At 40.8% G+C, this 15,172-nt stretch carries 10 protein-coding genes; 9 read left to right on the forward strand and 1 reads right to left on the reverse strand.

Annotated elements, in window-relative coordinates; all coding sequences use genetic code 11:
• Window positions 1-4 precede the first annotated feature (4 nt).
• The 7 genes from LVD16_RS10105 (at window position 5) to trxA (ending at window position 9,455) form a co-directional block, all read left to right on the forward strand.
• Window positions 5-682, forward strand: coding sequence for an XAC2610-related protein (locus tag LVD16_RS10105; protein ID WP_233773814.1), 678 nt, complete (start codon window positions 5-7; stop codon window positions 680-682).
• Between the two features lie 322 nt (window positions 683-1,004).
• Window positions 1,005-2,123, forward strand: a complete 1,119-nt coding sequence (locus tag LVD16_RS10110; RefSeq protein ID WP_233773815.1) for a shikimate dehydrogenase — start codon at window positions 1,005-1,007, stop codon at window positions 2,121-2,123.
• 839 nt (window positions 2,124-2,962) lie between these two features.
• Complete coding sequence (locus tag LVD16_RS10115; RefSeq protein WP_233773816.1) at window positions 2,963-3,991, forward strand: ligase-associated DNA damage response exonuclease; 1,029 nt, start codon at window positions 2,963-2,965, stop codon at window positions 3,989-3,991.
• Complete coding sequence (locus LVD16_RS10120; protein ID WP_233773817.1) at window positions 3,991-5,580, forward strand: ATP-dependent DNA ligase; 1,590 nt, start codon at window positions 3,991-3,993, stop codon at window positions 5,578-5,580. Before LVD16_RS10115 ends, LVD16_RS10120 begins: the two co-directional genes overlap by 1 nt.
• 20 nt (window positions 5,581-5,600) lie before the next feature.
• Window positions 5,601-6,596: a potassium channel beta subunit family protein gene (locus LVD16_RS10125; protein WP_233773818.1), complete on the forward strand. Its 996-nt coding sequence runs from the start codon at window positions 5,601-5,603 to the stop codon at window positions 6,594-6,596.
• Window positions 6,597-6,599: 3 nt separating this feature from the next.
• A complete protein-coding gene (locus LVD16_RS10130) occupies window positions 6,600-9,056 on the forward strand; it encodes a ligase-associated DNA damage response DEXH box helicase (protein ID WP_233773819.1) in 2,457 nt (818 codons plus the stop codon).
• Between the two features lie 102 nt (window positions 9,057-9,158).
• On the forward strand, window positions 9,159-9,455 hold the full coding sequence (gene trxA, locus LVD16_RS10135) for a thioredoxin (RefSeq protein ID WP_233773820.1): 297 nt from the start codon (window positions 9,159-9,161) through the stop codon (window positions 9,453-9,455).
• Here the strand turns inward: trxA and LVD16_RS10140 are convergent.
• Window positions 9,439-10,437, reverse strand: coding sequence for a hypothetical protein (locus LVD16_RS10140; RefSeq protein WP_233773821.1), 999 nt, complete (start codon window positions 10,435-10,437; stop codon window positions 9,439-9,441). The two genes, trxA and LVD16_RS10140, sit on opposite strands and share 17 nt — an antisense overlap.
• 222 nt (window positions 10,438-10,659) lie before the next feature.
• Between LVD16_RS10140 and LVD16_RS10145 the strand changes: the two genes are divergently transcribed.
• Both LVD16_RS10145 and LVD16_RS10150 read left to right on the forward strand, forming a co-directional pair.
• Window positions 10,660-13,740 (forward strand): SusC/RagA family TonB-linked outer membrane protein, encoded by a 3,081-nt coding sequence (locus LVD16_RS10145; protein WP_233773822.1) that lies wholly within the window; start codon window positions 10,660-10,662, stop codon window positions 13,738-13,740.
• 10 nt (window positions 13,741-13,750) lie between these two features.
• Complete coding sequence (locus LVD16_RS10150) at window positions 13,751-15,163, forward strand: SusD/RagB family nutrient-binding outer membrane lipoprotein (protein ID WP_233773823.1); 1,413 nt, start codon at window positions 13,751-13,753, stop codon at window positions 15,161-15,163.
• Window positions 15,164-15,172 lie beyond the last annotated feature (9 nt).

Here is a 15,172-nt window from a genome sequence, read left to right on the forward strand (position 1 = left end):
TAATGTGAATAAACTAAACCTTTTACTCATAGTTGTTATACTTTCCTGTACATCCAAAGGTAAGAAGGAGGTGTCTGATAAATCAAGTATAGAAAGTATTGTTGACAGCACTATAGTTATGTCTGCGCATACCAGCATTTTAGAAGAAAAGTACGTTGGCTTTACCACTAGTGGAGGAAAAATCATTGTTCTAAATGCTAAGCGTGATACAGTTTTGAGTCAATTCACTCCATATCCTGACTTTGAGTTTAAAGACTTTAATGCTGATGGTTTGAATGATGTGATAGTCAAATACCTGAACAATACCCCTGGCCAAAAAGACTTGTTTCTATTTAATAAAGCGAAGAAAACTTTCGCAGAGGTCAAAGACTTCAATAAGTTTCCAACGCCAGAGGCCATCGAGGGAACCCGCTATTATTATTCCTATCACAAAAGCGGCTGCGCAGATAATTATTGGGACAGCGACTTATTTTACATAGAGGATTCTGAATGTCATTTAATAGCCAATATCTCAGGGAATGAATGTGAAGGAGAAAAAGGAATAATCGTATCACAGGTGTATAACGGAGTGAAAAAACAGATTGATAAATTCAATATAGATGTCCTGAACAAATACGAGGACGGGAAATGGGGATTCATCGAAGATTACTGGACTAGAAATTATGCCAGGTTTGTAAACTAATGCTATATCTACCCAAGTTATCCGGTGTTTTTACTCACAGCTTTAGAATTAAAGTGAGGCAATTCACAAAGTCCATCCTGAGGCACTCGAAGGATAGACTTTCTGCTGACTACAAGGAGCGTTACCTCACCCAAACACCAAAGTCGGATTTGTAGCACTCGTTTGTCGGAATTTTTATAGAGGGCTCCAGGTGTTTCAAAAAGCAGGATTTTGCTTGCCGTGAGGGCGGCAATTTGTCTTAAGATGCCGGATTTTTGCTAATTCAATAGCGATATTGATATGTAACTTTACAGCTCGTTAATAAGCTTAATTTCAGTACTTTATGATATCATCTCCCGTTGCACCGTCCCCATCTGATGCAGTTACCACTTTCCTTAATGCCAAGAAATTCGCCTTCCTCATTCATCTGCGTCATACTTATAGTGATGACATGGGATTATACTGGAAGCCACTGCGTAAAATCCCTAACAAGGTGTATAGAAAGATATTCACCAAACTACAGGCGCCCTCGGTAAAATGGAGCGACATCTATTTAAATGGCTCAGCAGGAGAGAAGTGGCATATAGGTAGGAATGAAATAATTTTATTGAATGGTAAAGATATTCTTGATCAGGGCCCCAAGAATATGAGTAAAAATATAGAAAGGGTTATTGATAAGATGACGCAAAAGGGCTACACAAATATAGGGCTTGGCGCACTCACCTCACCTATGACACTAGGAGGGGCACTCTTAAAGCATAGGCAGGATGTGAGCATTACCAATGGCAATGCCTTCACAGCCACAGGTCTTTTCAGGGCCATTGTCAAGCTTCTGGAAGCGAGTCCTAATTTGATGGACCATCAAACTATTGTAGGGGCAACCGGTAGTGTAGGTTCTTGTTTGGCTGGTCTATTGGTAAAGAAGAATTATTGCGACAAGCTGTTGTTAGTAGCTCGAAATCTTTCAAAACTAGAGAAGCTAAAAAATGATTTAAAAAGCATTAATCCAAATGTACAAATCGAAGTTTCTAACCAAATAAGTGAAATCAGGAAGTCTAATCTTATTACTTTACTCACTGCCAGCGCCGATAATATTATTGGGCCAGAAATATTAAAGTCTAATGCCGTTATTCTGGATGGAACACAACCTCGCAATACTTCACCAGAGCTACTGGTTCAAAGGCCAGACGTCACGGTGATTGACGGAGGCATTATATCTATTCCGGGCATCACCATGAGTAATGGTGGTATCGGTTTGCCTTTAAATCACTATTATGCATGCTTCTCAGAGACCTTATTATGGGCGTTAGATGGACAATCTGAGCACTTCTCCATTGGAAACCCCACACTGGAACAAGCAGAATACATGGATACACTAGCCAGAAAATATAAGATGTTTGGATTTGAACTGGCTGATTTTACCTCTTTTGGTAAGCCATTGACTAATTCTTTTATCTCTTGATGTAGCTCTTTGTTTGGAAGTTTTATTTGTAGCCTAACTTGTTTAGGCACCTGACCGTCTACTCTTCGAGAACCTCAGAGTGACTCTGTTCGTGGTTTAATTTATTGATATCGAGAAATGGTTTATTAACCCAATTACTCCCTGAATTTATCAAAGTCATCCTGAGGCACTCGAAGGATAGGCTTTCTGCTTGCGATGAAGACTTTTACAGCACATCGTAGATTAAGAACACTTGACTCTCTTGAAGTTTTATATGTAGCTCACCGTGTTTAGATACCTGATCGTCTACTCTTCGAGGACCTCAGAGTGACTCTGTTCGTGGTTTAATTTATTGATATCGGGTAAGAATTTTTAAAACCAATTGCACCCTGAAATTATCAAAGTCATCCTGAGGCATTCGAAGGATAGACTTTCTGCCTACGTGGAAGGCCTTGTAGCACATCTTAGATTAAGAACGTTGACTTTATTTACAGTTTCATTCGTAGCTCATTTTGTTTAGTTACTTGACCGTCTACTCTTCGAGGACCTCAGAGTGACTCCGTTCGTGGTTCAATTTATTGATATCGAATAGGGTTTATTAATTCAATTGCACCCTAAAATTATCAAAGTCATCCTGAGGCACTCGAAGGATAGACTTTCTGCTTGCGTGGAAGACCCTTGCGGCACATCTTAGATTGAGCATGCCTAACTCTATCTACAGTTTTATTCTTAGCTCAACTTGTAGCAACACTTCACCGTCTACTCTTCGAGAACCTCAGAGTGACTCTGTTCGTGAATTAAGTTATTACCCCTCTAAAACCCATCCCCAACATTCCAACCATTCATCTGTTCTATTTCTGATGTTATTAGAATTCACAGAAATAGGAATATATTGTCCGCAGGCAGATATCTACATAGATCCCTGGAAGCCGGTAGATAGGGCGCTGATTACCCATGGGCACTCTGATCATAGCCGCTGGGGGCATAAATATTATTTGTGTACTGAGGCTGCCATGCCAGTGATTAAATATAGGCTGGGGCAGGATATCAATGTGGAAACTGTAAAGTTTGGTGAGGTAAGAACCATCAATGGCGTAAAGTTTTCGTTTCATCCGGCCGGTCATATTATTGGTTCTGCGCAGATCCGAGTAGAGTACAAAGGCGAGGTTTGGGTAGCTTCTGGAGATTATAAGGTGGTGGAAGATGGCTTCACGGAGCCCTTTGAACCGGTGAAGTGTAATACCTTTATCACGGAGTCTACTTTTGGGTTGCCGATTTATAAGTGGAAGTCACAGGAGGAAGAGTTTAAAGAGATCAACAATTGGTGGCGTGCCAATCAGGAAAATGGCAAAGTTACGGTGCTCACAGGCTATGCTTTAGGCAAAGCGCAGCGCATTATTCAAAACCTGGATGATTCCATCGGTACTATTTATACCCACGGAGCAGTGGAAAATGTTAATGAAGTAATTCGTAATCAGGGCATTAACCTAAAGCCTACAGTAAGAGTAACACCAGAAATCCCGAAAGAGAAATTTAAAGGAAATATAGTAGTGGCCACACCCTCAGCGGTAGGTTCACCATGGATGAAGAAATTTATGCCCTACAGCGTAGGTGTAGCCTCCGGCTGGATGAGCCTACGTGGAGCCCGCAGAAGACGTGCGGTAGATCGCGGCTTTGTGCTTTCAGACCATGCCGATTGGGATGAACTCAACACCGCCATAAAAGCCACGGAAGCTGAAAGAGTTTTTGTTACCCATGGTTACACCAGTATTTTCAGTCAGTGGCTCAATGAGCAAGGCATAGAATCTGGTCGTGTAGAAACTCAATATGAAGGTGAACTCAGCGAAATAGGAGAATCAACTGTGAAAGAAGAGGAGGAGGAAAGCTGATGAAGCATTTTACTGAACTATTCACCCGCCTGGATCAGACCACAAAAACACTGGTAAAGGTAGATGCCCTCACCGAGTATTTCGAAAAGGCTCCTGACAAAGATAAGCTTTGGACCATAGCACTCCTTTCTCATCGTAGACCTAAGCGAACGGTTAATCGAAATTACATCAAACAGTGGGCAGCAGAGTTCAGCGGCCTGCCTTTCTGGCTTTTTGAGGAGAGCTACCACGTGGCAGGAGATTTGGCTGAGACCATCGCCCTCATATTACCTAACCCGGATACCAGAACTGACTTCACGCTCACTTACTGGATAGAGTTTATACAGTCACTGGGAGGACTGGAGGAAGAAGAGAAAAAGGCTAAATTAAAAGACGCCTGGCTTTCGCTGGATGCCATTGAGCGCTTTGTGTTCAATAAGCTGATCACTGGTGGTTTTAGAATGGGTGTTTCCCAAAAGCTGATGACAAGGGCTTTGTCAAAATACACCGGCATAGATGAAAGCAGCCTGGCACATCGCCTTATGGGTAATTGGACTCCAGAGACAACTACTTTTCATGACCTGGTGCTGTCTGAAGATCCCAATGAGGATAATTCAAAGCCATATCCTTTTTATCTGGCCTATGCTTTAGAAGATGAGGTGGACTCACTGGGCAGCCCTGATGAATGGATTGCTGAAAGAAAGTGGGATGGCATCCGCGGACAGATCATAGTGCGAGATGATGAGCTCTATGTTTGGTCCCGAGGTGAAGAGCTGGTAACAGATAAGTATCCTGAATATGAGGTGCTAATAGATAAACTACCCAACGGCACTGTGTTAGATGGTGAAATTCTGCCTTATAAAGACGGGCAGCCACTTTCATTCAATTTATTACAAACCAGAATAGGTCGTAAAAATCTGACTAAGAGTGTATTGCAAAAGTCTCCTGTAGTTTTTAGGGTGTATGATGTTTTGGAATGGCAAGGAGAAGACATTCGTCAAAAGCCTATGCAAGAAAGGAGGGAGCTCCTGGAAGAAATTGTGAGCCAGGTGAATGATCCTGTTATGCCAATTTCTGAGCTGGTAGCATTTGAAAGTTGGGAACAGCTGGCAGAGGAGAGAGACAAGAGCCGGGAATATGTCAGTGAAGGAATCATGCTCAAGCGCAAGGATTCAATTTACCGTGATGGTAGAAAAAAAGGCGATTGGTGGAAATGGAAGGTCGATCCTTTAACCATAGATGCCGTTATGATCTACGCTATGCGAGGCAGCGGCCGAAGAGCTAATTTATACACCGATTATACTTTCGCTGTCTGGGATGGAGAGATGCTGGTGCCCTTTACAAAGGCTTATTCTGGCCTCACTGATAAAGAAATTGGCCAGGTAGACCGGTTTGTGAAGAAAAATACCATTGATAGGTTTGGGCCGGTAAGAAGTGTAAATCCTGAATTGGTCTTTGAAATTGCCTTTGAAGGCATCAATAAATCTACTCGCCACAAATCAGGTGTGGCCCTTAGGTTTCCCCGAATAAAAAGATGGCGACATGATAAAAAGAAAGAAGAAGCCAATACTTTAGAGGAGCTGCATCAGCTTTTGGAAGCATATGGTTAATTTTAAAAGTAAAAATTGCAATGGAATATAACAGACTTGGAAAATCAGGTTTACAAATAAGCAGATTGTCATTTGGTTCATGGCTTACCTTTGGCAAACAGATTGGTGACAATACTGCAGAAGATCTAATGAGAATAGCCTATGATGGTGGTATTAACTTTTTTGATAATGCGGAAGCTTATGCTGGCGGCAAATCTGAAGAGGTAATGGGCGAGGTGCTTAGTAAAATGGGTTGGAGAAGAGATTGTTACATTGTTTCGAGTAAAGTTTTTTTTGGTGCTGATGAAGGTACGGGAAACTTAAAACCTACCCAAAGAGGTCTGAGTAGAAAGCATGTTACCGAAGCTTGCCATCAGGCACTGAAAAGATTAAAGGTAGATTATTTAGACTTATATTTTTGTCACCGGCCTGATAAGGAAACTCCTATAGAAGAAACGGTCTGGGCGATGCATAATCTGATTCAGCAAGGTAAAGTGCTCTATTGGGGTACTTCTGAATGGAGCGCGCAAGAGATCATGGAGGCTCATATGGTAGCCAGACAATACAATCTCATAGGCCCTACCATGGAGCAGCCTCAATATAACATGATGGTGCGAGATAAAGTGGAGGTAGAGTATTCGCAGATATATAAAACTGTAGGGTTGGGTACTACAGTGTGGTCACCACTGGCTTCAGGCTTGCTAACAGGAAAGTACAACAATGAATCTCCGGAAGATACTCGCTTTAAGTTTGAAAGCTTAGGATGGTTAAAGGATATAACTCTTGCAGAAGAAAAACTTGAGAAAGTAAGAAAACTAACCGCTTTTGCTGCTGAATTGGACACCTCAATGCCCTTATTAGCTTTGGCGTGGTGTTTAAAAAACGATAATGTGAGCACTGTGATTCTGGGTGCTTCAAAAACCAGCCAATTGGAAGAAAACCTGAAAGCTATTGATGTAAAAGATAAGCTCACCCCAGATGTAATGGAGCATATTGAGCAAATTCTAGATAATAAGCCTCAGCAACCAGCATTCTAACGTATGGGGCAGGAGCTTATTCAAATAGGTGAGAGCTGGTTTAATAACCAAAACTGGAAGCCTTTTCAATTTCAATTGGAGAGCTGGCAGGCTTATTTGGATGGTTATAATGGGCTGGTAAACGCGCCTACGGGTAGTGGTAAAACTTATTCTTTGGTGATGCCTATTCTGTTAGAATACATTAGGGAAAACGGAGGGGCTACTTCATCTATTGGGAAAAATGGCCTTCGCGCCATTTGGATTACACCTATTAAAGCACTGGCCAAAGAGATCAGTAATTCAGCCCAGCGAGCGGTAAACGGGCTTGGTCTTGATTGGCAGGTGGCGCTCAGAACAGGAGATACATCACCAGCCGACCGGCAAAAGATGAAGAAAAATCCACCTGAGTTTCTGATCACCACGCCTGAGAGTTTGCAGCTTATGTTAGCTCAAAAACAATATCCTAAGTTCTTTAAAAACCTCAGAGCCGTAGTGTGTGACGAATGGCATGAGCTGCTAGGCTCTAAACGTGGAGTGCAAATGGAGTTGGGCTTGTCCCGATTAAAAAATATTTGTACGGATCTGAAGGTATGGGGAATATCAGCAACCATAGGTAATATGGATGAGGCTGTTCAGGCGTTGCTGGGATCTACTTTAGAGCAAGGTAAAAGCAAAATTATTCGCTCAGATATAAAAAAGGCGATTGAGGTAGAATCTGTGCTACCAGACACTCTGGAGAAATTACCCTGGGCCGGACATTTGGGGGTTAATCTCATAGATAAGGTCATTCCTATCATAAAGAACAGTAATAGTACTTTAATTTTTACCAACACACGGTCTTTCGCAGAGATTTGGTATCAAAAGCTTTTAGAAAGAGCACCTGAGTTGGCCGGAATAATGGCGATGCATCATGGCTCAATCAGTAGAGAGCTGAGAGATTGGGTGGAAAATGCACTGCATCAAGAGCAGCTCAAAGCCGTGGTATGCACCTCAAGCTTGGATCTGGGGGTAGATTTCCGACCGGTAGAAACGATTATTCAGATAGGGAGCCCCAAGGGCGTAGCCCGGTTTATGCAGCGAGCAGGTAGAAGTGGTCATCAGCCAGGCGCGTTGAGTAAAATCTTCTTTGTACCTACTCACTCTCTTGAATTGGTGGAGGCAGCTGCGTTGCGGGAGGCTATTAAGGTGGGCCTTGTCGAGGATCGTATTCCTTATATCCGTTCTTTTGACGTACTCATCCAGTATCTGGTAACACTAGCCGTATCTGATGGCTTTAACGAAAAGGAAATCTTTGAAGAGGTAAAAGGCACTTTCAGTTTCAACAGCATCAATCGTGAAGAATGGGTGTGGTTGCTTAGCTTCATCACTACTGGCGGAAACGCTCTTACCGCATATGATGAATACAGGAAAGTTGAGGTTGAGGATGGTCTTTACAAGGTGAATAACAGAAGGATAGCTATGCGACATCGCTTGTCCATCGGTACTATTGTGAGTGACTCTTCCTTAAAAGTGAAGTATGTTACCGGTAAGTATATCGGTACTATTGAAGAGTGGTTCATTGCGCGCTTATCCCCGGGTGATGTTTTCTGGTTCGCCGGAAGAAATTTGGAGTTTGTGCGTATTAAAGAAATGGCTGTTCAGGTGCGTAATACCAACAAGAAAGCAAAGGCCGTTCCTTCCTGGATGGGCGGCAGAATGCCGCTTTCCAGTCAAATGTCAGTGATGCTGCGCAAAAAGTTGCATGAGGTCACCTTACCGGGAAAGAAAGAAGATGTAGAACTCAACTTTCTTCAGCCCTTGATGGATTTGCAACGAAAAAGGTCTCATTTGCCCTCTAAAGATGAGTTTTTGATTGAATATTTTAAAACCAGAGAGGGGTATCACGTACTGATGTATCCTTTCGAAGGTCGTTTTGTTCATGAAGGTATGGGAGCGCTGTTGGCCAAAAGAATTAGTGAGATTACTCCTATCACGCTGAGTATTGCCATGAATGATTATGGCTTTGAACTACTTTCTGATAAAGAAATTCCTATTTATGAAGCCCTGGAAATAGATATCCTTTCCTCTGATAACCTCTATCAAGATATTCAGGGAAGTATGAATAGTGTAGAGATGGCCAGAAGGCGATTTAGAGATATTGCTGCCATATCAGGCCTGGTGTTTAAGGGGTATCCTGGTCAGCAGATTAAAGACAGACATTTGCAGTCGTCCTCACAGTTATTTTTTGATGTTTTTCATGACTATGAAGCTGATAACTTACTGCTGCTTCAGGCCTATGAGGAGGTGATGGATTTTCAATTAGAAGAAGCACGTATGCGAAAGGCTCTGGATAGAATCCATCATCAAAAAATCATTGTTAAAGAGCCTGAAAAGCCCACACCATTTGCTTTTCCTATTATGGTAGATAGAATGAGAGAAAAACTGTCATCTGAAAAGCTCGAAGACAGAATAAAAAGAATGACCCTCCAGTTTGATGATTAGATAATATTATTAACTCAAGTTAAGATAAACGACACATATTGTCGGTGAATGACGTATACTTTTTTAGGTGGTGATTGTTAAGTAGTTGTAAATAAGAAAGCTATGTCGAAATTCGCAGATTTAATAAATAGTAATAAGCCGGTGTTAGTAGATTTTTTTGCTAGTTGGTGTGGCCCGTGTAAGGCTATGGATCCGGTTTTAAGTGAGTTGAAATCAGAAATGGGAGAAAAAGCTCGCATAATAAAGGTAGATGTAGATGCTAACAAGCATGCAGCATTTACATATGGAATAAGTGGTGTGCCTACTTTTGTTCTTTTTAAGAACGGAAAGGTTATCTGGAAACAAAGTGGCGCTACACCGAAGCATCAGCTAAGCAATATTATTAATCAATTTGTTTAAGTGATGCCAATCTATTCAGCTCTTCCAAAGAGTGAATGTAATTGGTGGTGATGATATTATCAGAACTTGATCTAAAGAAATTAAGGATGTGGAAATCTTCAGAGGCTTCATCCAGAGCCTGATCAAAGGGGATTTCCACACCTTCGTATTGATCATAATTATAGGGGACTCGCTGTTTTAGAAGTAAGTTTTTTATGGCAATGGCATGCCCCTTTCTGTTAAGTGTGTTTGAAACTCCACTAATCACTTCCGGGTTGGTTTCAAAACCCAGATTGAATATATAATTCTCTTTTTCATTCCAGTCCAGATTCTCACATTCTATATATAAGGCTCCATCTCTGATTACCATATAAGTGCTCTTGTATCTGTGGCCCAGAGTTTTGGTTTCTACCATCACTATCTCTTCCGAATGCTCTTTAATAATAAAAGGTGTTTTTATGAGCACCGGGCTTCTGTCAGATTTTTGATAATAACGGAAATAGTGCCCTACAAAATGTTTTCGCAACAGGTAAAGCGTGCCGTTGTTGTTCTTTTCATTATGCCAGGTAGGTTTTCCATTCGAACTGGTTTTCCAACTATCCCAATCATTGCTGTGAATGCCTAAAAAAGAAAGCAGCACATTGAGCTTTTTATCCTTGGCATTACTGTAATTCCAATAGCATTGCAGTGTTTTACCACTGATCCAGTTATAAGGTCTTTGTTGATTCATGGATTTCAAGAGATCAACAAAATCATCCATAGAGCTGAGCTTATATCTGAATTTAATGTTGTCAAATTCATTCTCCCCAAATAGCAAGAAATCTTTCACCAAATAGGTGTTTCTGATCACCTGCTGAGTTACCTCCTGATTGATCCTTCGGGCTATTCTCTCAAATACTGTTCGGGTGCAATTTTTCCAGTCCAACCCTTTGGCGGGAACTCCTGTAACCTGCAAGAGTGATGGAGAATTTTCAATCTCCGATTTTATTCTGGACGGGATCATTATTATCTGAAAATGAATTATTTATTAAGAAACATAACCGTATTTCTAATCATTTCAAAGTCATATTATTACTTATAACAATCTTATGACGCATATCTGACTTAATTTAAATCATAAATCATTGATTATCAATTAATTGAATGAATATTTAAAAATAATCTGACGGTTTTTAATTTATATCTGCCCTGTATAACTAGTAGGCAACTAACTAATAACCAGCCTATGAAGAAGTTCTTTACTTATTTATTATTCTTGCTATTTGTGCTCTCGGTGCACCTGGGTTTAGCCCAGTCGCAAACCATAAATGGTCAGGTTTCTACCGAAGATGGAGAGGCTTTGCCTGGTGTTTCAGTGCTAATAAAGGGGAGTAGCACCGGTACCGTTACAGATGTAGATGGCAAGTATACATTGCAGGTAAGCGATGAAGCGGCCACACTAATTTTCTCATTTATCGGCTACGAAACTGCCGAAGTGTCTATCCAGGGTCGCTCAAAAATTGATTTCACCATGACCCCAGATATCACTGAATTGAATGAGGTGGTAGTAACGGCTTTGGGGATTTCCCGGGAAAAGCGTGCCTTAGGATATGCTGTTGAGCAGGTAAACCAAACCGCTATTGAAAATAGTGGGCAGACTAATATTGTTAACACTCTTCAGGGACGAGTGGCAGGTGTTACAATTCGTAACTCCAGTGGCGCACCTGGTTCAGGTGCTGACATTATTATACGTGGTATGACCTCCCTGGATCCTAATAGGACTAATAGACCTCTATATGTGATAGACGGAATAGAAATGAGTGATGACGTTGATGCGCTGCCTATTTTGCCGAGTGCCGGTTCAAATGCTACAACTTCTGAATCTCAAGCCAGCGTTGGGAATAGAGCTATTGATATTAATCCTCGAGATATTGAATCATTGACCATATTGAAGGGAGCCCAGGCTACTGCTTTATACGGTATAAGAGCAGCCAATGGAGCCGTAATTATCACTACGAAGAAGGGTAAGAAAGGTGCTCCTCAAATCAATCTGTATTATGGGGCAGGATGGTCTGAAGTAAATAAGGCGCCAACTGTTCAGAGAAACTTTATTGATGGAATTTACTCAACCACAGCTAAAAGAAATGGCTATTTATGGGATACCTGGGGTGCACCTGTGAATCCTGAGCTTCCGGATCCTACCCATGACATTTATGATGATTTTTTTCAGAAGGGTACCGAGTCAAGCTTTGGTGGAAGTGTGGCAGGAGCTAATGATATTTTCAATTACCGATTTTCTATTGACAAACTTTATCAAACCGGAGTTATTCCTAAAACTGACTGGGGAAAAACTAATTTCAGTTTTTCCACGGGTATAAATATTTCTAAAAGATTAGAAGCCACTGCAAGTATAAGATATGCAAATACCGGTGGTAATAAGCCTCATGTTGGTGATAAGTCAATTTTGAGTAATCTTGGATATGTTACTACAGTAGCTGATGTGAATCATTATGATGAGCCGTATGACTATAGCAATAATATCTTCGCCGGTATTATTGATCATCCTCTGTATTTGGTAAATAATAACAAATATACTGATGATGTAAATAGATATATTTCAGGAATTGGGCTAAAGTATAAATGGAATGATCAGCTATCATTTAACTATAAAGTTGGTACAGATGTATACAGCGATGAGCGTACGAGGATAGTTGACAGTGAAACTGATGAAGGCTCTCAAGTAGGTGGCTTTGTGGTAGAGCAGCGTAATAAAAGTGCCTCATTTACATCTAATCTATTTGCCCAGTTTAAATATGATCTACCGTATGATATGAGCTTGTCAGGTGTTTTGGGTCAATATTTATTTATTAGTGATAAGAACTATCTTACTACTCGTGGTGAGGATCTTGTTCTGGATAATTTTTATAATCTAGATAATGCTATAAATATTTATCAGGCAAATGATAAGACCAGATACAGAAATGCTGCCGTATATGGAGAGTTAACCTTTGGTTTTAAAAACTATTTATTTCTTTCACTTACAGGTCGAAACGACTGGTCATCCACTCTTCCTAAGCAGAACAATTCTTATTTCTTTCCTGCAGCCAGCTTAAGTTGGGTAGTTTCGGATATGTTTGAAATCCCTGAGTATATTTCTTTTGTAAAATTGAGAGGTTCTTATGCCATTGTGGGTAAAGATGCTTCACCTTATCAAACCGGAGTATACTTTCAAAAGGCTACCAATTTTCCATTTGGAGATGCCTTGGGCTTTCGTCAGTCTACTTTAATAGGTGATGAGGAGCTGAAACCGGAGTTTACTAAAACTACTGAGTTTGGTGCCGATCTAAGGTTTGTTCAGAACCGTCTTGGCATCCAATTTACATATTATAAGAGTGATCTTACTGATATGATTTTGTCAGTGCCTATCAGCAACACTACCGGTGCCGCCAGATTTGTTACTAATGCCGGCTCTATGACTAGTGAAGGAATAGAGTTGAGTTTAAACGCATCGCCAGTCAAAATGAATGATTTTTCATGGGATGTAAACCTTAATTGGTCCACCCAGGAGGGAAAAGTAAATGAAATAGCAGATGGCATTGAGGAAATTGAATTATTTTCTTCTTTCGGTATCACTAATAAGTATGTGAGAGGTGGAAAAATCGGTGATTTATACGGTTATGTGTATCGTAGAGCCCCTGATGGTCAATTAATTGTAAATGACAGTGGCCTTCCTGAGGTCGATTGGGATAGTTTACAGTTAGCAGGTAATGCAATTCCTGACTGGTCTGCTGGCCTTACCAATACTTTTCGCTACAAAGGCTTTGAGCTATCTGTATTGCTCGAGTGGAAGAAGGGTGGAGATGTGCTTGATATGGGTAGAAGGAATAGTATGAGAAATGGTCAGTTGAAGGAAACAGAGCGACGATTTGAAGAGGTAGTTTTTACAGGAGTGAATGAAGTTACTGATGAAGAAGGTGAGGTAATCGATTATGTGCCAAATACTACACCTGTAGAAATAACGCCGTCGTTTTATCGCTCCACTACCAACTATAATTATGCGGCAGAGGTCCTTCTTGAGGATGCTTCCTGGTTTAGGGTAAGGAATATCAGTTTGTCTTATAATTTCCCTAATCAATTGCTTGGAAAGATTGGATTGAACTCGGCCAAGCTCTCGCTAACTGCTTACAATGTATTCTTAAGTACACCGGTGAAAGGCTATGATCCTGAGACCAATTATTTCGGTAGTGGAAGCAATATCTATGGATACACTGGTTTAAAGACTCCTGCTACCAGAAGTTTTTCAGTTCATTTAAATCTTGGAATTTAAAAACCAGACTATGAAACTTATCAATAAAAATATCTTTTTATTACTAATAATGGCGCTTTTTACATTTTCATGTAATGACTTTCTTGATGTAAATAGTGACCCAAATAAAGTAGATGCGGAGCAGGTAAACTTAAGTTCTTTGCTCCCTACAGCTCTGGAGGCCACTTCGGAAACACATTATTCCACAATATATACGGCATCTAGAGTGACGCATCAGGTAGACCATGTAGCTGGATATTACACGGAGTTCACCATGGATGCGGACTGGTCTAGAATTTATCTGGAGAGTTTAAATACACTGAAAGTAATTGCGGATAAGGCTGAGGAGGAGGAGTCGCCTCATTATTTGGGCATCGCAAGGGCTCTTCAAGCATTGAATCTAGGAATTCTTACAGATTCATGGGAAGATGCACCCTATTCAATGGCACTCACGGGTTCTAAAAACATTACTCCTGAGTATGACTCTCAAGAAAGCCTTTATGGAATGATTTTCATCTATTTGGATGAGGCAGAAGCTGGTTTGATGGCTGAAGAATCGTTCAATGAGCCAGGTCAGGATGATATGGTTTATGGTGGTGATTTATCAAAATGGTTAAAGTTAGTCCATTCATTGAGAGCAAGATACATGCTGCATCTTCATCAGAAGGGTGTATTTACTGCGGCACAGATCTTAGCTGAGATTGATGAAGGTTTTGAATCTAATGCCGATAATTTCCAACTCTTTTATAATGATGTCAATCTAAACCCAGTTCATAGTAAAGTTGCTCTAGCGAATGAAACCGGAAACCTGACCATCACTCATGGTAAATACCTGGTCGATTTAATGAACGGGCGATTGTATACTGTTTTTGATCCGAGATTACCCATCATAGCAGATACTACAGGGAGCGAAAAGCCTACTTATGAAGGATTGGCCTCTTATGATTCTAATTCACCTGTTCATAGTACGGAAATAACCAGATCTACCTGGTATGCCACTGCGGATGCGCCCATAATTATGATGAATTACTCTGAATTAAAATTCATAGAAGCAGAAATGGCTCTGTCTACGGATATAGCCAGGGCGAACGAAGCTTATTTGGATGGCATCAGCGCTCACATGGATATGCTTGGGGTAAGTGAAAGTGATGAAAATGATTATCTCACTGATCCTAATGTAGACATGGGAGGCTCTCCTGATCTAGAGCATATTATGAAGGAAAAATATTTAGCCTTGTTTTTGAATTTTGAGACATGGAATGATATGAGAAGGTATGGATTTAGCACTGATGTTTACAAGGGGTTTGAAGAGCCTGAGTACGATGGCCGTGATGAGCCAGCAACACGTGCTTTATACCCTATTTCCGAACTCAATAGAAATGGAGCCAACTTGTTTGCTCACATCAAAGATTTCACAGATACCATGTGGAAAGATCAAAATTAAGCAACCTAA

Origin of the sequence: Fulvivirga ligni, assembly GCF_021389935.1 — a bacterium.
Classification (GTDB): Bacteria; Bacteroidota; Bacteroidia; order Cytophagales; family Cyclobacteriaceae; genus Fulvivirga; species Fulvivirga ligni.